The organism is Shewanella hafniensis, from assembly GCF_019655335.1.
In the GTDB taxonomy this organism is placed as follows: domain Bacteria; phylum Pseudomonadota; class Gammaproteobacteria; order Enterobacterales; family Shewanellaceae; genus Shewanella; species Shewanella hafniensis.
Genome location: NZ_BPFD01000079.1, coordinates 1 through 20,615, shown reverse-complemented (window position 1 = coordinate 20,615; position 20,615 = coordinate 1). Strand labels below are relative to the sequence as shown.

Below are 20,615 nucleotides of genomic sequence, written 5' to 3'. Positions count from 1 at the left end.
ATGGTACATGCCTATGAAGAAAGTGGTGAGTTTGTTGTTAGAGGAAGTAACAGTAGTCAAGCTACATTTTCAGTTGAATTTTATAATGAGTTGAGAGGAAACGTAACCTCTAACTATACCTATTATAAAATCATGCTACATAGTGGCATGGTAGATAAAGAATATGCTTTTTTAAAGGAATACTATAAACTCTCCATAATGACCTCATTTGAGGATACAGATAACGATGGAATAACTGATGGTTGGGAGTTAGCTTTTGGTTTAAATCCAACATCGGCTTTGGATGCAACTCAAGATTTAGATGGTGATGGTTTTACTAATTTGCAAGAGTTCTTATCTTTTGGTCATCCTAACGATAAAAAAATACTTCCTAAAATTGCTGATCTCGGAGTTACTTTATCCCATGAAACCCAAGGCTATTCTAAAAAAATTATCGTAAAAGCTGAAGTCGAAAGTGATGTAAAATCAACTGACAGCGGAACAGTGTTGACGACCTACTCAACATCTCTTCCGATTTATTTTGATAGCGATAGTTATGCTCATTCAAATTTTTGTACTTTATCAGATAATCTACTCGAACTGACCTGTAAATGGGATAATATATCTCCAGGATATAAAGCTGTTCAAGAGATCTATTTAAATGCTGACTCAGCTAATGGATCAGAGATTAAGAGTGTTATCACTGCAAAAATACAGCATCTTGGACATGATGAGGATTTGTCGAATAACCAAGCAACGATTGATGTAGCAAGACATGCTGCTGATGTATCTTATCGATTGTGGATTGATAACCGTCAAGAGTACATGATGGAGTTAGTTGATACTTCACAAAAGTTAGCATTTATAATTCATCAACAAGAATCTAAATTTGGTGGCTTTGACACTGTAACTGGCAACAAAATTAGACTAGACATACCTGAACATATCACATTATTAAGTGCCGAATGTGTTAATAGTCATGAAAAGTATAATTGTTTGGTTGGAAACGAAATTGTTTTTAAAGACTATCAACAGGCTTATAGTTTTACACTTGATATTAGGGGAGATAGTCAAGGGGAAGGAAAGTTAGTATTCAATTCACTCAGTTCTATAACTGGTGATAAAGTGTTATCTTCAATACCATTTCCAATAGTGGTTGGTCAATCTACAGAAGCATTACAAAAACAGATTGATATGACGGCCGATGGTGAAAAAGTTAATGTCTCGGCAGGAATTTACATTGGTGATTTAGATTTATCTAAAAAGCAAACTCTATTAGAGGCTGAATCTAAAGGTGCTAAGCTTTATAGCGGTGAAACTTCATTTTGGCAACCAAGTTTAATTATTGATAAAAACAGTAGTGTAAATGGTTTCACCTTGGCTAATCACTATATAAAGGTAGGGAGTAGTGGAGGTGCTATTACACGTAATTTATTCGATGGTACACCAAGCAACCTCATTTCAGTATACGTTTTAAATAGTGGTGAAATGCTTTTTGAACAAAATATATTGATAGGTAAGGCTCTCGATAATGGTTACGTATCTAGTAATTTGGATGATGATTACCATTGCCCTAGGATTGAAAGCGGTAATTATGCTGTTGCACAAAACACTAAGACTAGACTAGTCAATAATATATATTTTGGTAATCTTTTTGATGCGCCTGATTTATATTTTGGATGTCAGCTTATCAATGCAAGTATGTCCTCTGAGTTAGAAGTTTATAATAATACATTTTTGGGTTTAGAATCTGTGGTGAAGCTTATTTATCATGGGGTTAATGAGCCATATTATAAAATATCAATCGATAACAATATCGTTTCAAAATCCAGATCGTTAATTGATAATGCTTCTTATGCTAGTACTTTGTATAGTTTTACTCCAGAATCTAGCATTAGCTTGAATAACAATTTAGTCAATGAAGTTAATAGCTTGTATATAGATATGCAGGATCAACAAGTTGAGGTGAATACTCTTTTTGCTGATCCTTTGCTTGATAGTAATGGATATCCTTTTAGTAACTCACCAGCAATCGATGCAGGTGCGCCCTTGAAAGTAGATGTCGATCTATATGGTGTAGCAAGACCAATTGACGGTGATAACAATGGAACAAAAGTCATTGATATTGGTGCAATAGAGTTTAGATTAAACTGATTACGCTGCATTCTTTAATCGTTAAAGCTCTAATTGCTTAACAGTAGATACAAGCTTGCTAAATAGCCAGAAATGACTGCTGGAATGTACAGAACAGGAATGGGAGGTCAGTATTACTATGACCTTCCCATTTTTCACAACGTCACTGGTGCAACAATGCTAATTCGGGTGCAGCCCTTAGCATTTATGTTTTCTGATTAAAACAGCAATTCAGAATAGTAATGGACTTTGGAAGTTAGGGATGAAATCAGTTTTACAAATTACGTTGGGTATCTTGTTAGCGGGTTTGGTCACTTTGTTAGTGCGAATTGGCTATTTGAGTTATGTCGAATACCGCCTGACACAAGGGCTTAATGAGTTTGCGATGCAACAATAGCAAACGGAACTTGCTCGCCAGCAGGCTGCGAAAGATCGCCAGCTTGCTGAGTACCAAATTCAGCAAGAGTTACAACAAAACGCGGCAGAAAAATCCAGACTAGCCAAACAAAACGAGGCCGCTCGATTACGCAAAGCCGAAGCATGGCGCAAGTATTATCTAGTCCCCGAAGACTGTAAAAACTTTAATTCCGACGAACACATGGTCAATTGCATCAACCACAAAGCCGATGCAAAAGCAGAATTTGATAGGGCGTACGATTCAGGGGAATTGGTACTTCCGAAATAAAATAGTCGATATTTTTACCATAAATCAAGGTCGTGGGGCTTCACCCCACACCCGACCAAGGAGGACTGCTCGTCCTATCCTCCTTGGATGCTCCAAGACGCCCCCAACGGAGTTGAAAGCCCCTTGTGCTCATTGGCAAATTTGCTATCGCTTCCGAAGGATGCGTCCCTGCACCTGCGAAAGCTAGCTCGCCATCCATGGCGAGACTCACGCAATTTGCCTATTCGCCCTGCGGCAACTCCGAGGGGATGGTGTATTCCTTAGGCTTTGGTGTTATTGGTCGATTGTTAAGGCATAAAAATGTGCCAGTCAGATCTTTTTAACTTCTCATCCATTATCATCAAAAATGGTGTTTGCAAATGGCAAAAAAAAAAGCAATACAACTTTCCTGAAACTATTAGAGCCCATTTGGTGCAGATCGCAGAACGGCTTTGGAGTGATAGAGCCGTTGTCATGGTAGGTGCTGGGTTCAGCAAAAACGCCAGTACCGCGTATCCAAGTTGGTTTGAATTAGGTGACATTCTCTTTGAAAAAGCTCATGGCAGAAGGCCTGATGCGGACGAAAAATCTTATTTAAGCTTATTAAAAGTGGCTGAAGATGCAGAAGCCGTAATAAAGCGACCAGCGCTCGATGCGGTTTTAATGCAACATATTCCCGATAACACAGTAGACCCATCAGCACTGCATGAAACTCTCTTAGAATTACCTTGGGCTGACATCCTTACCACTAATTACGATACGTTACTCGAGCGAGCACAAAGAAAGGTAACCAGCCGTCGTTACTCTACGGTCTATCACCAAGATGATTTGGCGTACCAAAAAAAACCACGAGTTATCAAATTGCATGGCAGTTTTCCAAGTCATCGAAATGCGAGATCAAAAATTAAATACGTTGGAAGCTCAAGCGGCTTGCTGTCATATTGTTGATATTGAATCTTATTTTTTATTGGCGCGAATAACCGATGCGAGTCAGAGTTCAGACTACCAGAAGGTAGTTGATGCTTTAAAGGCCATATTACTGATTATCCAGAAAGATTTGAAAGGGCTTCAATCAGAAGCCGTATTGCTACTATGCCAAATTCTCCTTTGGGATCGCAGTAAAACTTTAATTCAAAGCTTGTGGATTGTTATCAGGTTAGTGCGCGAGATGAAAGAAAAGCTGCCACTCAAACTGCAATCTGCAGCCTTAAAACTTATCGAACGATTAAAGGATGAAAATTTTTATGACAGTGAGCGTTTAAACCTCAGTTTCAATGAAAAAATAGAGTTAAGGAAAGCGGTTGTGACATTAGCTTCAGAGTTTGCTGTCCATTTGCCAAATCTTGAGAGTAACTCTTTGTCAGTTATTGACGAGTGGCGTCAAATTAGTGAGAGACCAAATGAATTTGCCGAGGTTAGAGCTGCTTGGCGTGGTGTTTGAAAGGTTTAATGAGACACCCATTATTTAATTGGTGAAGAGATAGGAAATACATAACTCTTTCAATGCGAAAAGTTAACTCTAATGCCAGAGAAGTTCACCGATCCCCTGCGAAGTTGCTGAAGAGCGTTGAAGAAAATAGCGTGACGCAGACAGGACGTCTGCGTAGCTTTCGGGGGGAAGGGATGCCCCATCGGAAGCGTTAGCGATTTTCGAATAAGCACGAAGCCAGTAACTAATGCATGTAACTTCGCTAGGGTGAGTGCTGCGTAGCAGTGTTACGAACGAGAGCCATGGATGGCGAACTGGCAGTTAGACAAGGACGTTGTTCGGCAAGGGGAGATGCAAGAGGGGGATTGCTGTTGATCCCCTTCTTGCCCTGGTGTGGAATGGAATTCCACGACTTTGATTTTAACTTTCTAAAGTAAAAAATTAGGGGCGATAACTCGCCCCTTAACTTTGCCCATTTATAAAGTTGCCTAAATTCAGTTTGGGCAACTTACTGAGTAAACATGATTACTCAGGATCATAATCCAACACTGGCGCCAGCCACTTCTCCGTCTCTGCTACAGTCATCCCTTTACGCTTGGCATAATCTTCCACTTGATCGCGGCCTATGTTACTCACGCCAAAGTAGCGGGATTTCGGGTGGGCGAAATACCAGCCCGATACTGCCGCGGTCGGGAACATAGCGTAGCTTTCGGTGATGTTGAGGCCAATGGTTTCATCGGGCTTGAGCAAGTCCCATAACAAGCCTTTTTCTGTGTGGTCTGGGCAAGCTGGGTAACCGGGTGCGGGGCGTATGCCTTTGTATTTCTCACGGATTAAGGCTTCGTTACTTAACTGCTCGTCGGCCGCATAACCCCAAAACTCTTTACGTACCCGTTCGTGCATCCGCTCGGCAAAGGCTTCGGCCAAACGGTCGGCTAAGCATTTGAGCATGATGGCGTTGTAGTCGTCGTGGTTGGCCTCAAAACGCGCCACATGTTCGTCGATACCATGGCCTGCGGTCACTGCAAAGCCGCCCATGTAATCGGCGACGCCTGAGTCTTTTGGTGCAACAAAGTCGGATAGGCAGAAGTTGTCGTTACCGACACGCTCAAGCTGCATCCGCAGGTGATGCGTGGTCATTTCGACTGTGGTGCGCGACTCATCGGTATAGAGTTCAATGTCGTCGTAATTCACGGTATTGGCAGGGAATAAGCCGATAACCGCTTTCGCAGTGAGCCACTTTTCTTCGATAATTTGCTTCAGCATGGCCTGACCATCGGCGAACAGCTTTTGCGCCTCAACGCCGACCACTTTATCGGTGAGGATTTCAGGGTAATGGCCATGCAGTTCCCACGAGCGGAAAAACGGTGTCCAGTCGATACGCTCGACTAGGTCTTCTAACGGATAATTATCAAACACTTGGCGACCGAGCACGTTTGGCGTGAACGGGGTATAGTTGACCCAATCGTGTTGGCAGCGGTTTTCACGGGCCGCTTCGAGTGACACTATCTCTTTGCGCTTGGCTTGGGATAAACGCTTAGTGCGCATGTCGTCGTATTCAGCATAGGTTTCGTCTATGGTCGCTTGGCGGGTCTCGTTGTTGATGAGCTTACTCACCATAGGCACGGCGCGGGACGCATCGGCGATATAGATAGCGCCATGGGGATAATGGGGCGCAATTTTCACCGCTGTGTGGATTTTAGAGCAAGTGGCGCCGCCGATAATCGCCGGAATGGTTAAGCCTTCACGGTGGAAGGTTTTCACGTTATGCACCATCTCGTCCAGACTCGGCGTGATGAGGCCCGACATGCCGATGATATCGATATTGTGTTCTTTTACGGCGTCGAGAATTCGCTCCACCGACACCATCACGCCTAAATCGAATACCTCAAAACCGTTACAGGCGAGCACCACGCCGACGATATTCTTGCCGATATCGTGCACGTCACCTTTTACCGTCACCATCAAAATCTTGCCATTAGATTGGCCTGCGACCTTTTCCAGCTCGATATAGGGGTTTAAGTAAGCCACGGCTTTTTTCATCACCCGCGCCGATTTCACCACCTGTGGTAGGAACATCTTGCCCGAGCCGAACAAGTCGCCGACCACGTTCATGCCATCCATCAGCGGGCCTTCAATCACATCTAGCGGACGTTTCGCTTCTTGGCGAGCGGCTTCGGTATCTTCATCAATAAATTCGGTAATGCCTTTGACGAGCGCATGGGATAAGCGTTGGCTTACTGGCCAGCTGCGCCATTCTAAATCTTCTTTTTTACCGACCTGCGCGCCATCACCGCGGAATTTTTCCGCGATTTCAAGTAACTGCTCGGTATTGCTTGAGCCTTCAACTGGGCAGGGCAAGTTAAGCACCACGTTCTCGACGCGCACTTTAAGCTCAGGATCGATATCGTCGTAAATGGCTAACTGGCCCGCGTTAACAATGCCCATGTCCATGCCGACTTTGATGGCGTGGTACAGGAACACCGCGTGAATCGCCTCACGCACTGGGTTGTTACCGCGGAACGAGAACGACACGTTCGACACGCCGCCGGAAATCATCGCATGGGGCAGGGTGGCCTTAATCGCTTTAATGGCATCAATAAAATCGACGGCATAGTTGTCGTGTTCATCAATACCCGTGGCGATGGCGAAAATGTTCGGGTCGAAGATGATGTCTTCTGGTGGAAAGCCGACTTTATCGACCAACACCCGGTAGGCGCGGGTACAGATTTCGATTTTACGCGCCTTAGTGTCGGCCTGACCTTGCTCGTCGAACGCCATGATAATGGCCGCCGCGCCGTAGCGTTTCACTAAGGTGGCTTGCTCGATAAACTTGGCTTCGCCTTCTTTGAGGGAAATAGAGTTAACTATGCCCTTGCCTTGAATACATTTGAGGCCAGCTTCGATCACTTCCCACTTAGAGGAGTCGATCATAATAGGTACGCGGCTGATGTCGGGCTCGGAGGCAATCAAGTTTAAAAACTTGTGCATGATCTCTGCGCCATCGAGCATGCCTTCGTCCATGTTGATGTCGATGATCTGCGCGCCGCTTTCAACCTGCTCGCGGGCGACATCGAGCGCCTGCTCAAACTTGCCTTCTTTGATCAGCTTTAAAAACTTGGCCGAGCCAGTGACGTTGGTGCGTTCGCCCACGTTAACGAACAGGGTATTGGCATCGATAGTCAGTGGTTCCAAACCTGCCAAGCGGCAAGCTACCGGAATGTCTGGCAAAATACGCGGATCGTGACGGCTCACTGCTTCGCGGATCACGCGGATATGTTCAGGCGTACTACCACAACAACCGCCGATAATATTGAGCATGCCTTCGCGCGCCCAATCTTCAATCACGTTTGCCATGTCTTCTGGGGTTTCATCGTAACCGCCAAACTCGTTCGGCAGGCCAGCATTCGGATGCGCCGACACATAACATTCGGCTATACGGGATAATTCTTCGACGTACGGGCGCAATTCTTTTGGCCCAAGTGCACAGTTAAGACCGATAGATAAGGGCTTGATATGGCGAAGGGAATTGTAAAAGGCTTCGGTCGTTTGGCCTGTCAGTGTGCGGCCAGAGGCATCGGTAATGGTGCCCGAAATCATGATCGGCAATCTGTCTTTAGAATGCTGACCGAATAAGTCATCGAATACGGATTCAATCGCAAACAGCGCGGCTTTGGCGTTTAAGGTATCGAATATGGTCTCGACCATAATGATATCCGCGCCGCCTTCAATCAGCGCCTTAGTGGATTCTTTGTAAGCAGTCACTAACTCATCGAAGCTGACGTTGCGATAGCCTGGGTCGTTCACATCAGGGCTAATCGAACACGTACGGTTAGTGGGGCCTAACACACCGGCGACGTAGCGTGGAATGCCTGTGGCAGCAAAGGCTTCATCACAGGCTTCACGTGCGAGGCGCGCGCCGACTAAGTTAATTTCGGCGGACAGCGACTGCATGTCGTAGTCGGCCATGGCGATGGTGGTGGCGTTAAAGGTGTTGGTTTCAATGATGTCGGCACCGGCGTTTAAGTAGTCGGTGTGAATTTGTTTGATGATGTGAGGTTGCGACAACACCAATAAATCGTTGTTACCTTTGACATCCGTGTGCCAATCTTTAAAGCGCTCGCCGCGATAGTCCTCTTCTTCCAGTTTGTAGCCTTGGATCATAGTGCCCATGGCACCGTCTAAGATCAGAATGCGCTCTGCAAGCTGTTTGCGAATGTCTGCTAATATCTGGCCGGCTTTGGTTGAGGGTATCGTCATAAATAATTACCTTAAATACAGCTAAGTTAAGTCCACGCATCGACCCTTGTTATGCAAAGAGCATTTTATTCTGGTCTATCGACATTTGTTTTTGGATACTTGTTTTTATAAAATGTTTTTGGACATTTAAACGTATAGACGTCCATAATAAGCGACTTATGATTGTCAGGGCAAGATGAAAGTCAAAGGCATTAGGAGCGAGAATCGAGAATCAAGAATTTAGGCCCTTGGCTTGAGTTCCTAGCATCTAGTCCCTAACTAAAAAGGCATATATGAAACAAGTTCGATTGTTATTGTTGCGCCACGGTGAGTGTGAAGGCGGCGCTATTTTGCGGGGTCGTGTGGATGTGCCTTTAAGCAAAAAGGGTTGGCAACAAATGTCGGCAGCAGTTGAGTCACAGGCCAGCGTGTGTAGCGCGATTTATAGCTCGACCTCACGCCGCTGCGCCGAATTTGCCCAAGCCTTTGCCGCCGAGCTGCATTCGACGGCGGCGCTGGTATCTGAGTCAAGGCCATTGCAGGCGCAGCTTTTATCGGGTTTACAGGAAATTGATTTTGGCGATTGGGACGGTCGTCGGCTCGATGAACTGTATCAACAAGCGGGCGAACATTTAGCGGCGTATTGGCAAAACCTTTGGCAAACTCCGCCGCCTAATGGTGAAACTATGGCAAGTTTTGAGTCGCGGGTGAATGGGACGATTGACCAGATACTCGCCGCCGAGTTTGAACGATTGACCCTTGACTCACATAAAATGGGTAATGAAAACAATGCAATTAATGAAACCGCTGACAATATGCCAACCACTCAAGTGTGGGTAGTGACCCACGGCGGGGTAATCCGTCACTTAATGGCGCGTGCCTTAGGGGTTGAACGGGCGGTGGGGTTTTATAGTCAACTCGATTTAACCGTGGCGGCCGTGGTGAGCATTAATGTGCTGCAAGATGAACAGGGTGCCTGCTATTGGCGTTTAGATTGGCCGAGTGGGCGCAGGTGTTGAGGCCTTATTTCACGACCTAGGAGTTATGATGTAGGCGTGATCGTTTGGCGAGAATAAGCTGACATGAAAATATTCTGATTTAAACAGCATTGCCTAATGGGATAGATGTAGGATAATGCTTTTCCCTGACGTTTGAACGAGATAGCGTATTACATGCGCAATGAGTGATAACGTCGCAGAAATAGGTGTTGGGAATAGACTCTCTTTGTTCGAATCGCTCCGTTGTTTTAATTAATAGTGGCGTTGTTAACAAAGAGCATATCAACCCAAACATAATAGGGAATCGGGGAGCTGCTCGTCAGTCAGCCCGAACTGTGCCCGCAACTGTGAGTAGTTTAAAGAAGCGCCTAGATTCTAGATTCTAGCTCCTTCTTTTCTACAAGTCAGGAGACCTGCCTATTTCTGTTATCGCTGCGTGCAGCCTTAGTTCTCGAGCGGGTGACTCGAGGGAGCAGATGACAATATGCACAACCTTTTTTTATACAGGTTTGGACTCGATAGGAGCGCCGCTTAGGTGAAACTTTCTGCAATCCAAACTAACAGCCCCGTGAATGACACTAACCCATCATTGAGCCCGTCAATCGCGCTTAATGTGAGCCAGTTGAGCTGGTGTATCGATGGCAAAACCATACTTTCCAATATTAACTTTACGCTGCCAACGGGGCAGATGCTGGGGCTGATTGGCCCTAACGGTGCGGGTAAGTCTAGCTTGCTGCGCTGTTTGTATCGCTTTGTTCGCCCGACTCAGGGCAAAATTACCTTGTTTGATCAAGATATTGAGCGTTTATCACCCAAGGCGTTTGCCTGCCGAGTTGCCGTAGTGCAGCAAGATACGCCGCACTATTTTGACCTCACCACAGAGCAATTGGTCAGCATGGGCTTAACACCGCATAAGGGCATGTTCGATACCAATTCGAGCTGTGACGGCGAGCGCATCGCCAAGGCTCTAGAGAAAGTCGGCCTGAGCCATAAGATGCATCAACAGTACGAGCACTTATCTGGCGGTGAAAAGCAGCGTGCCTTAATCGCCCGTGCCATAGTGCAGCAGCCGCAGCTATTAATCCTTGATGAGCCAACCAACCACCTCGATGTGCGTTATCAAATCCAAATCCTCGAATTGGTGCGTAGCCTTGGCATCAGCGTGATTGCCTCTATTCACGATCTCAATTTAGCCAGCGCCCTGTGCGACAGTTTGTTGTTGATCCATAACGGTGAAGTCAGCGCTATGGGTACGCCAACTGAAGTATTAACCGAGGCGCGAATTGGCGATGTGTTTGGCGTGTGCGCTAAGGTATCGCCCCATCCACAACATAAAAAGCCCTTGATCAGCTACTTTTATGGTTACCATGATTTAACGCACCACATGGCTGAGCGAGGCGAGGGCGGATGATTCAGGGAGTAAATAGCATTTCATCTCACATTTGGGGCGTATGGTGACACCTTTGACGAGACAACAACTGATGCTGGTCGCATTAGGCATAATCACTTTGATAACCCCCATTGCCGCCACAAGTTTTGGCGCGGCGAACATCAGTTTTATCGATGTTATCCAAGTGTTTATCAATAAAATTGCCAACCTCACTCAAGCCAATGGCATGACAGAGCGCATCGTGATGGAGCTCAGGCTGCCGCGTATTTTGCTCGCCTTTGTGGCGGGTGCGGGCTTGTCCTTGGCGGGCAGTGTGCTGCAAACCGTGACCCGCAATCCGCTGGCCGACCCTTATCTGTTTGGTATTAGTTCCGGCGCGTCCTTTGGCGCTGTGGTGATGTTGACGATATTCACAGGCTCTGGATTTTTTGATAATGCGGGCATGGCGGCAAACTCGGGGATTTTTAGTGGCTCGGGTGCTTTGTCGGGTTTGCTTTGGTTTAGCTTGCCCTTCGGCGCTTTTATTGGCGCCAGTTTGTCGGTACTGATAGTGCTGGCCTTATCTGGCCTTGGGCTCAATAGCCAAGTGGAGCGCATGTTGCTCTCAGGCGTGGCGACCTCCTTTATGTTTGGCGCGTTAACAAGTTTGTTGTTGTATTTCGCCAGTCCGCAGGCGACGGCTTCTGTGTTGTTTTGGAGTTTAGGCAGTTTTGCTAAGGCCAGTTGGTCCTTATTAGTGCTGCCGACATTGGTGATTGGCGCGAGTTTGTTCATTATTTTAGGCATGAAACGGCAGATTATGGCGTTGCAAGCGGGGGATGAAACGGCGCATACCTTAGGGGTGAATGTGCCTAAGTTACGACTCAATATGCTGTTGCTCTGCTCCTTGATTACCGCGATTTTGGTTGCCACCTGCGGCGGGATTGGCTTTGTCGGTTTGATGATCCCCCACACAGTGCGCATGCTGTTTCCCGGTCGTCAGCCGATTATTTTAACGGCGCTGGTGGGCGGATTATTTATGGTGTGGATTGATGTGCTGGCGCGCTGTTTACTTGGCAATCAAGAGTTGCCTGTGGGCATTATCACGGCGGCCATAGGTAGCATGTTCTTTTTGCTGATTTTACGTAAACGCAGAGTCATGGCGTAATCCTAGAGTCATCTAGCAAGCGCAAACTGGCGAGATAATCAGCATTTCTGTTGATATCTGCCCCGCGATTGGAAATGCAAAATTGGACATGTTAGTCATAGACGCAGGATGCGTTGTGGTTATTTAAGATTATAAGTGGAGTGTGGATGTCTCAGTCAGCCGTGTCTTTTCAAATCAGCCCAGTGAGCAAAGCGCAGGATCCATTGATCCAGCAGAAAATAGATCTTAAGACTAAGCCGCCCGGCGCCTTAGGTCAGCTCGAATCCTTAGCCTTACAGATTGCCCGCGTGCAAGCGACTGATTTGCAACAAACGGATCAGCCACAAAATACTGTGCTGAAAATCGTTCAGCCGACCATGTTAGTGTTTGCGGGTGACCATGGTATTGCCGCTGAAGGCGTGTCGATTGCCCCTAGCGAAGTAACGCGCCAAATGGTGCAAAACTTTGCCCATGGCGGCGCGGCGATTAACGTTTTTTGTCGGCAGGTGGGCTTTAAGCTCGAAGTGATCGATTGCGGCATTTTAACGCCAGTCGAAGGGGTTGAAGGCATTATCGATCAACGTCTTGGCGCGGGCACAGGGGCGATTCATTTAGAGCCCGCAATGGCACTGGAAACCGTCGATAAAGGCTTTGCGATGGCGCGCGATTTGATTGAGCGTCACCATCAAGCCGGTTGTAACTTAGTCGCCTTTGGCGAAATGGGGATTGCTAATACCTCGTCTGCTGCGGCTATTATGGCGGCTATCATGCAACTCGACGTGATTGATTGTGTCGGCCGTGGCACGGGCATTAATAGCGAAACCTTAGAACGTAAACTGATGCTGATTGAACTGGCGTTATTGCTGCATCAAAGTGCCTTAAATGGGCCAAAATCAGTGTTAGCTTGCCTAGGTGGCTTTGAAATTGTGCAGATGACGGGGGCTATGTTAGCGGCTGCCGAGCGCAAAATGCTGGTGGTTGTGGACGGTTTTATCGCGACAGCTGCGGCATTAGTTGCGGTGCAAATCGCCCCTAATGTGCGTGATTATTTGATTTTTGCCCACCAGTCAGACGAGCAAGGCCATCAGCGGATGTTAGAGTTTTTGCAGGCGAAACCTTTATTATCCCTCGGGCTAAGATTAGGCGAAGGCACGGGCGCAGCTTTGGCGTTGCCGCTTATTCAAGCCTCAGTAAATTTTTACAATCAAATGGCGAGTTTTAGTGATGCGGGGATTGAGGCTGTTGTATGATGTGCGCTGCTAAGTCGCTTATTTTACTTATTTAAAATAATAACTTTTTAGCCAACCGTTTTAATCTTAAACCTTGTAGCAAGTGTTAATTCACTAAGGATACTTTATGTCAGAACGCGAAAGCTGGCACAAAGAGATAGATTTGTTTTTAGTTGCCATGGGCTATTTTACCCGCATTCCTATGCCTAAGTGGGTCGAAGTCGATAGCGATAAGTTGAATAAGGCCAGCCGTTATTTCGGTCTCGTCGGTCTTTTGGTCGGCCTGTTAAGTGCCATAGTGTTTTGGCTGACGCAGAACTGGCTCCCCGCCGGTGTCTCTGTGCTGTTAGCTATGTTGGTCGGCGTCTTGCTCACGGGCGGATTTCACGAGGATGGCCTAGCCGATACCTTCGACGGTTTTGGCGGTGGTTGGACGGCGGAAGACAAGCTACGGATCATGAAAGACTCGCGCCTTGGCAGTTATGGCGCACTGGCGTTGATCTTGGCCCTGCTGCTGAAATGGCAGTTGCTAGTTGAGTTAGCGCTGTACGATCCTGTGGTGGCGGGCTCGGCACTTATCGTCGCCCACACAGTCAGCCGCGTGGTATCAGCCAGTATCATCTTTAGTGAAAAATATGTCCGTGATGACGAGACCAGTAAGTCTAAGCCGCTATCGCAACATCAAGGCATTAATGAGCTGCTTATCCTGATCGCCAGCGGCGTATTAGTACTGTTATTCCTCAAGGGGTTAGCGGCATTGTCATTGCTATTGGTGATGATAGGACTGCGCCGTTTGATCATAGTGATCTTTAGACGCCAGATTGGCGGTTACACGGGTGATACCTTAGGCGCGGCGCAGCAAATAGCTGAAATCGTGTGTTATTTTGTATTGCTCGTTGTGGGTAACATACTGTGATCCACCTCGTCCTAGGCGGCGCCCGTAGCGGTAAGAGTCGCTACGGCGAAGCCTTAGTGCGCCAGTACACTGCGCTCGGCTTCGATGCCTGCTATGTGGCCACGGCGCAGGCGCTGGATGATGAAATGGCGACCCGTATCGCCAAGCATCAAGCGGGACGAACGGACGATGGTATCGAATGGCAATTGTTTGAAGAGTCGCTCGCCCTTACGGCACTGTTAAAACGCTTAGCAAAACCTGGGCGAGTGATTTTAGTGGACTGTTTAACCCTTTGGTTAACCAATCAATTACTCGCATCCAACGCCAAGGTTGATGATGAACCCGCGCCGACCGAGTGGAGTGGGGCAGACCTTATCACCTCTACCAGCCAAGCCTCTAACGATGAAGCTCTGGCGAATTGGCAGGCAGAGAAAACCGCGTTTGTGGATTCCCTTGCCGAGCTTGAAGGTGTGGTGGTGTTGATCAGTAATGAAGTCGGCTCTGGTATCGTGCCCTTAGGTGAGTTGAGCCGACAATTTGTTGATGAAGCGGGCTGGTTAAACCAAGCTGTAGCCGCCTTGGCTGACAATGTGACCTTAGTGGTTGCGGGTTTACCCTTAGCACTCAAACCACTGTAATCTAACTAAGTTAAGTGATATTCAGGCTGAGTTTTTATCTTTGTTCCTGCAAACTAAAATAAGTTTTTAACCTTATGCCTTCTTTAAACACAGACAACACAGGCTGTGCCAATGCACTCGATACCGCTGACGCTTTAGCTATTCATTCTGCTGCTAATCTTGCGGTGAATCCCGCAGTGAATAGACCTGCGGTTAATTCGCTTCGTCGCGCAAAAGTCTTGATGGTGCAGGGCACAACATCGGATGCGGGTAAAAGCACCTTAGTGGCGGGGATTTGTCGTTTGCTCGCCCGAGAGGGCGTAAAGGTTGCGCCCTTTAAGCCGCAAAACATGGCGCTCAATAGCGCAGTAACTATTGATGGCGGCGAGATTGGCCGCGCACAGGCGTTGCAAGCCGTGGCCTGTTACCTTGAGCCCCATACCGATTTTAATCCTATTCTGCTCAAACCTAGCTCGGACACGGGCGCGCAAATTATCGTTCACGGCAAAGCCTTGACGACGCTGGAAGCCTCGGCCTTTTTTGGGCCTAAATCTAAGGACTACAAGGCAATGGCGCTCGGCGCTGTGCTGGAATCCTTCGAGCGATTAAGTGGCCAGTATCAAACCATAGTGGTGGAAGGCGCGGGCAGCCCAGCGGAGATCAATCTGCGTGAAGGTGATATTGCCAACATGGGATTTGCCGAAGCTGTGGATTGCCCTGTGATTATCATTGCCGATATCGATAAAGGTGGCGTATTTGCCCATTTGGTCGGGACGCTGGCGCTATTATCTGAGTCTGAACAGGCGCGGGTAAAGGGCTTTGTGATCAATCGTTTCCGTGGTGATATTAGCCTGTTGCAATCAGGCCTCGATTGGCTTGAAGCCTATACGAACAAGCCTGTTTTAGGCGTGTTGCCTTATCTGCATGATTTGCATCTCGATGCCGAAGATGCGCTGATAAGCTCGCCATCTAAAGGCGCTAACAGCCGCTTAAAAGTGCGGGTATTAGTGTACCCAAGGATCAGTAATCACACGGATTTTGATCCGCTGCGGTTGCATCCCGATATCGATTTTGACTATGTGTCATTGCAAACCCAAGCTGCGAGTCACGCCACTCATTTGCCCGCCGCCGATGTATTGATCTTACCCGGCAGTAAGAATGTACGCGCCGATTTGGCCTTTTTACGCCAGCAAGGTTGGGATAAGGATATCGATACACACCTGCGTTACGGCGGCAAAGTGCTCGGCATTTGCGGCGGTTACCAAATGTTAGGCCAAAGTATTGCCGATCCCTTAGGGATTGAAGACAGTGCGGGCGATACCGCAGGACTTGGCTACCTGCCGCTGAGCACAGAACTGAAAGCCGATAAACAGTTACGGCGGGTGAGCGGTGAGCTAAGGTTACTTGGGCAAACAGTTGCTGTGCAGGGTTATGAAATCCACTGCGGCGAATCAAGTTATCTTATCCCTAGGCTTGAACAAACGAATGCGCCCTTGCAGTTAATCCCAGAATCGACATCCTTAACAGCGCCAGCGATGAGTTTTGCCGATGGCCTGCAAAGCGATGACGGGCAAATCTTAGGTACTTATTTACATGGGCTATTTGATAGCCCTGATGCCTGTCAGCTGATTTTGCGCTGGGCGGGATTAAACGATGCTCAGGCGATAGATATCAATCAAATACGTGAGCTGCAACTCGAGCGTTTAGCCGATGTGTTAGCCGAGCATTTAGATATGCAAAAATTACAGACTATTTTGGATGCTGCAGTTCGGCGTTGAATTCGGGAAAGAACGGATATTGTGAGAGCGGTATTTAAAAACTAACTATTTATAAAAGCAGACATTTTTAGCAGCAGAGTGAAGAGAAGACCATGACAGCACAGAACGACAATGAACAAGCGCAAATCAAGGCCGAACGCCACAAGGCTCGCCAACAAAAAGTGAAAGCCGGTGTAGATGCTAAAATTGCCGCCGCCCAAGAAGAAAAGGGTATTTTGCTGGTATTAACTGGTAACGGTAAAGGCAAGTCGACCTCAGGTTTTGGCACGGTCGCCCGCGCCGTCGGTCACGGTAAAAAAGCCGCGGTAGTGCAATTTATCAAAGGCACTTGGGAGTGCGGTGAGCGCAACTTACTCGAAGGTGCAGGGGTTGAGTTTCATGTGATGTGCACAGGTTTTACCTGGGAAACCCAAGATAAAGAAAAGGATACTGCCGCCGCAGTACTCGCTTGGGAAGCCGCCGAAAAGCTGCTGCAAGATGAGTCGATTGACTGCTTGATGCTGGATGAGCTGACCTACATGGTGAGCTATCACTATCTGGATGTGGAACGCGTGCTCAATGCACTTAAGAATCGTCCACCGATGCAGCATGTGATTATCACTGGCCGCGCTTGTCATCGGGCGATTATCGAATTAGCTGATACTGTGAGCGAAGTGCAACCGTTGAAACATGCCTTTGAAGCGGGTATCAAGGCACAGCAAGGTTTTGATTACTAATCGAACTTGGTAAAAGTCGGCGTATAAGCGACTATCTGTTATTGGCTGGCAGCTAGGCCTTTAGCCACTACTAGCCATTAGTCACTAACCGTTCAACGTTCAAAGTGTTCTCAAGGATGATCCTATGAATAAGCGTATTGTGATTTGTGCCGATGGGACTTGGAATCGGCCCGAGAAAGATCTTAAGGTCGATTTCCCAACCAATGTGCTGCGCCTCGCGCGGGCTATCAGCCCATTGGCCAGTGACGGCAAACCCCAGCAGGTGTTTTACGATTGGGGTGTGGGTTCCTATTACGATGAAGCCATGGGCGGCGCGACCGGGCGCGGTTTACATAAAAACATCATGGATGGGTATCGCTATATAGTGCAAAACTATTCCCCCGGCGATGAGATTTACCTCTTTGGTTTTAGCCGCGGTGCTTACACTGTGCGTTGCCTGTGTGGCTTGATTAATAACTGCGGCATACTCAAACGCCCAGATGCGGCATTGATCCAGCAAGCCTTCGACCATTATAAAAAAAGCAGTGCGCCCTTTGCGCCTGATGGTGAAAAATCCCTCGAATTTAGAGCTAAATACAGCCATGAATCGCGGGAAATCAAGTTTGTTGGCGTGTGGGATACCGTTGGCGCTATGGGTATTCCTATATCATTTTTAGGCTTGTTCGAAGATAAAGATGAGTTTTACGACACTAAAATTGGCCGCAATGTGCTCGTTGCCCGCCATGCCTTAGCCATAGACGAACACCGCAGTGACTTTGAGCCCACCATTTGGCAACTGCGTGACAATATGGACATGCAACAGGTATGGTTTGCCGGTGCCCATAGCAATATTGGCGGCAGTTATAAACCCGATAAAGACGGTGCATTACTGTCGGACAATGCGTTGCTGTGGATGATATCCGAGGCGCAGAAATTTGATTTAAGCCTAGAGCCACACTTAGCCGCGAGTGCGCATCCGAGTCCGTTAGCCACCTTGCATGATTCGAGGCGCAGCTTTTATCGGATAAAGCAGGAATACTTGCGGCCACTCGACCCTGAGCAAGTCCCAGTGCTTTTGCATCATTCGGTCAAGGCCCGCTGGGATCAAGATCCTAGCTATCGCCCCAAGAATCTACAAACCTATATCGAACACTATGGCTGGCCAGAGCAGCTAGTTTAATTCTTTAAAAATTAAGGCATATCATGATTAAGCGACACTTAGCTGGACTCTTTTTTGGGCTCTGCTTGTTAGTTCCCCACAGCGTGTTGGCCAATCCCGCTAAACGCATTATTGCGCTCTCGCCCCACGCGGTAGAAATGCTCTACGCCATTGGTGCAGGTGACAAGATAGTCGCGACTACCGATTACGCGGATTATCCCGAGGCTGCAAAAAAAATCCCGCGTATTGGGGGTTACTACGGCATTCAAATGGAACGGGTGATGGAGCTTAATCCCGATCTAATTGTGGTGTGGGATTCGGGCAATAAAGCCGAAGACATCAACCAGCTTAGGACGTTAGGCTTTAACCTTTATGGTAGCGATCCCAAAACCTTAGAAGGCGTCGCCAAGGAACTGGAAGAGTTAGGCCAACTTACGGGGCATGTTGAAGAAGCAAGCAAGGCCGCCGCAGCGTATCGCGCTGAGCTTATCCGATTGCGGGTTGAAAATGCTAAAAAATCAGAGCCTAAGGTATTTTATCAACTCTGGTCGACGCCCCTGATGACAGTCTCTAAAAACAGTTGGATCCAACAGATCATCAGTGTGTGCCATGGACAAAATGTGTTTTACGATGCCGCCAGTGATTACCCGCAGGTGAGTTTAGAAAATGTGTTGCTGACCTTGCCCGAGGTGATTTTGCAAAGCCAAGAGGAAGGCAATGTTAAAGGTGTCGATTGGAATCAATGGCCCGAAATTCCCGCCGTTAAAAATCAGCATATTTATCAACTCAATGCCGATTTATTACACCGCGCAACCCCCAGAGCCTTACTCGGCGTTCAAGCCCTATGTGATGCCTTGGACAAAGCGCGTTAAATAAAAACGCCTGCTGTGGAAACACAGCATAGTCATTAATTGAATGGGAATTTATTACTTCAAATCCGCCCTAAGCCTTGTTGGTTTTTCATGCTTTATGTGATGCTCTGTACTGTCGTTAGTTTGTATCCTCGCCAGATGAAATCGTTAGTTGAGATAAAAGATGTGTAATCAAGGAGTGAAAATGATAAAGCAGAATGCGTTAGGGCAAGAAGCCGGTAAAGGCACGTTGATATTCCTCTGTGGCAAAATGGGTGCAGGTAAATCAACGCTATCGCGGCAACTTGCCGAGGCCGAAAACTGTATTTTAATCTCAGAAGATGAATGGCTTGCTGCGCTATATCCCGATGAGATTAACGATTTTGATACTTACCTGAAGTATTCCGCTCGTCTTAAGCCCTTGCTTAAAAAGCATGTGCAGGCACTGCTCTGTTCGGGAGTGTCTGTGGTGATGGACTTTCCTGCGAATACGGTTAATCAACGCCTGTGGTTTCGAAGCATTTTTACCGATTGCGGCGCCGCCCATAAACTTATTTACCTTAACCACAGCGATGCGCTTTGTTTGAGCCAACTCGATAAACGCAGACAAAGCCACCCTGAGCGGGCTATGTTCGATACCGAGGCGATGTTCTGGCATGTGAGCGGTTATTTTCAGCCGCCGACTCTGGATGAAGGCTTTAATCTTGAGATGATTGAGCGCTAAGTGATTGAAAGCCAAGTGACTGAAGCTTAGTTACAGAAGCAAGTTACTTAAGCAAGTGACAGAATAAAAATAATAGGGAATATCATGTATCAAGTGCTTGAAGACGTTGCCTCAGCTAATGATTTTATCCGTTTACGGCAAATCTCGGGGTTAAGTCCTCGGCCATTGGCGGGCGCTATTAAGGCCTTACCTAGGAGTTTATATGGCGTGCAGATAAAGCTTGCCGATCAAACTGTAGGTATGGGACGTGTGGTTGGCGACGGCGCACTGAACTTTGAAATTGTCGATATTGCGGTCGATCCCGAGCACCAAGGCAAAGGCTTAGGACGGCTGATTATGCAGCATATTATGGCCTATCTTGACCGTGAGGCTTTTGAAGGCGCGTATATTACCTTGATGGCCGATGTGCCTGAACTCTATGAAAAGTTTGGTTTTAAATTCAGTCGCCCCGCAAGTGAAGGCATGTATATAGTGAAATAACGCTGTTAACCCATACACTTTTAACTAGAGTTCACGTAGCAGCACTCGCAACAGTCGAACTTAAACAGCAGAACTCGAACAACAATCTAAGGAAGCTTAACCCTGAAGGATCCCCTCATAAATCAGCCATAGCATAGCCATATTTGAGCAACTGATTGGCGAATAATACCCAGGCCGCCAGCAATTCTTTCTCCGTGATTTGATAATCAGGCCGCCTGAGTACCTCCAA

The 20,615-nt window shown here is 47.3% G+C and carries 17 protein-coding genes and 1 riboswitch; of the genes, 16 read left to right on the top strand and 1 reads right to left on the bottom strand.

The annotated features are described in order from the left end of the window. The 4 genes from K5Q99_RS18110 to K5Q99_RS18095 all read left to right on the top strand — a co-directional run. Positions 1 to 2,133 (top strand): thrombospondin type 3 repeat-containing protein (locus tag K5Q99_RS18110; protein WP_220777667.1); only part of this gene is annotated, 2,133 nt, incomplete at its 5' end. Positions 2,134 to 2,374: 241 nt separating this feature from the next. Continuing rightward, positions 2,375 to 2,509: a hypothetical protein gene (locus K5Q99_RS22750; RefSeq protein ID WP_281422448.1), complete on the top strand. Its 135-nt coding sequence runs from the start codon at positions 2,375 to 2,377 to the stop codon at positions 2,507 to 2,509. A 588-nt stretch (positions 2,510 to 3,097) separates the two neighbouring features. Next, complete coding sequence (locus tag K5Q99_RS18100) at positions 3,098 to 3,724, top strand: SIR2 family protein (RefSeq protein WP_220777666.1); 627 nt, start codon at positions 3,098 to 3,100, stop codon at positions 3,722 to 3,724. Continuing rightward, a complete protein-coding gene (locus K5Q99_RS18095; protein WP_220777665.1) occupies positions 3,666 to 4,217 on the top strand; it encodes a hypothetical protein in 552 nt (183 codons plus the stop codon). The genes K5Q99_RS18100 and K5Q99_RS18095 overlap by 59 nt, the downstream gene beginning before the upstream one ends. A 513-nt stretch (positions 4,218 to 4,730) precedes the next feature. On the opposite strand, the gene metH is transcribed toward K5Q99_RS18095, so the two are convergent. Beyond that, positions 4,731 to 8,465, bottom strand: coding sequence for a methionine synthase (gene metH / locus K5Q99_RS18090; protein WP_220777664.1), 3,735 nt, complete (start codon positions 8,463 to 8,465; stop codon positions 4,731 to 4,733). A 272-nt stretch (positions 8,466 to 8,737) separates the two neighbouring features. Between metH and K5Q99_RS18085 the strand changes: the two genes are divergently transcribed. From K5Q99_RS18085 to K5Q99_RS18030, 12 genes are all read left to right on the top strand, one after another. Then, the gene (locus K5Q99_RS18085) at positions 8,738 to 9,463 is read left to right on the top strand and encodes a histidine phosphatase family protein (protein ID WP_220777663.1); all 726 of its coding nucleotides are present in this window, start codon (positions 8,738 to 8,740) and stop codon (positions 9,461 to 9,463) included. A 221-nt stretch (positions 9,464 to 9,684) separates the two neighbouring features. Next, positions 9,685 to 9,877: riboswitch (cobalamin riboswitch) on the top strand. Between the two features lie 100 nt (positions 9,878 to 9,977). Further along, on the top strand, positions 9,978 to 10,853 hold the full coding sequence (locus K5Q99_RS18080; protein ID WP_220777662.1) for an ABC transporter ATP-binding protein: 876 nt from the start codon (positions 9,978 to 9,980) through the stop codon (positions 10,851 to 10,853). Positions 10,854 to 10,893: 40 nt separating this feature from the next. Beyond that, the gene (locus tag K5Q99_RS18075) at positions 10,894 to 11,979 is read left to right on the top strand and encodes a FecCD family ABC transporter permease (RefSeq protein ID WP_107946666.1); all 1,086 of its coding nucleotides are present in this window, start codon (positions 10,894 to 10,896) and stop codon (positions 11,977 to 11,979) included. Between the two features lie 146 nt (positions 11,980 to 12,125). Next, a complete protein-coding gene (gene cobT / locus K5Q99_RS18070) occupies positions 12,126 to 13,208 on the top strand; it encodes a nicotinate-nucleotide--dimethylbenzimidazole phosphoribosyltransferase (protein WP_220777661.1) in 1,083 nt (360 codons plus the stop codon). A gap of 106 nt (positions 13,209 to 13,314) precedes the next feature. After that, complete coding sequence (locus tag K5Q99_RS18065) at positions 13,315 to 14,103, top strand: adenosylcobinamide-GDP ribazoletransferase (protein WP_012088426.1); 789 nt, start codon at positions 13,315 to 13,317, stop codon at positions 14,101 to 14,103. Continuing rightward, positions 14,100 to 14,720, top strand: a complete 621-nt coding sequence (gene cobU, locus K5Q99_RS18060; RefSeq protein ID WP_220777660.1) for a bifunctional adenosylcobinamide kinase/adenosylcobinamide-phosphate guanylyltransferase — start codon at positions 14,100 to 14,102, stop codon at positions 14,718 to 14,720. Before K5Q99_RS18065 ends, cobU begins: the two co-directional genes overlap by 4 nt. Before the next feature lie 74 nt (positions 14,721 to 14,794). After that, entirely contained in the window at positions 14,795 to 16,477 is a 1,683-nt protein-coding gene (locus tag K5Q99_RS18055) for a cobyric acid synthase (RefSeq protein ID WP_220777659.1), read from the top strand. A gap of 92 nt (positions 16,478 to 16,569) precedes the next feature. Beyond that, positions 16,570 to 17,193 (top strand): cob(I)yrinic acid a,c-diamide adenosyltransferase, encoded by a 624-nt coding sequence (cobO, locus tag K5Q99_RS18050; protein ID WP_220777658.1) that lies wholly within the window; start codon positions 16,570 to 16,572, stop codon positions 17,191 to 17,193. Between the two features lie 124 nt (positions 17,194 to 17,317). Beyond that, a complete protein-coding gene (locus tag K5Q99_RS18045) occupies positions 17,318 to 18,352 on the top strand; it encodes a T6SS phospholipase effector Tle1-like catalytic domain-containing protein (RefSeq protein WP_220777657.1) in 1,035 nt (344 codons plus the stop codon). A gap of 23 nt (positions 18,353 to 18,375) precedes the next feature. Then, the gene (locus K5Q99_RS18040; RefSeq protein WP_106649643.1) at positions 18,376 to 19,203 is read left to right on the top strand and encodes a cobalamin-binding protein; all 828 of its coding nucleotides are present in this window, start codon (positions 18,376 to 18,378) and stop codon (positions 19,201 to 19,203) included. A 184-nt stretch (positions 19,204 to 19,387) separates the two neighbouring features. After that, complete coding sequence (locus K5Q99_RS18035; protein WP_106649644.1) at positions 19,388 to 19,906, top strand: P-loop nucleotide/nucleoside kinase family protein; 519 nt, start codon at positions 19,388 to 19,390, stop codon at positions 19,904 to 19,906. Positions 19,907 to 19,990: 84 nt separating this feature from the next. Beyond that, on the top strand, positions 19,991 to 20,386 hold the full coding sequence (locus K5Q99_RS18030) for a GNAT family N-acetyltransferase (protein ID WP_006085872.1): 396 nt from the start codon (positions 19,991 to 19,993) through the stop codon (positions 20,384 to 20,386). Positions 20,387 to 20,615: the final 229 nt, after the last annotated feature.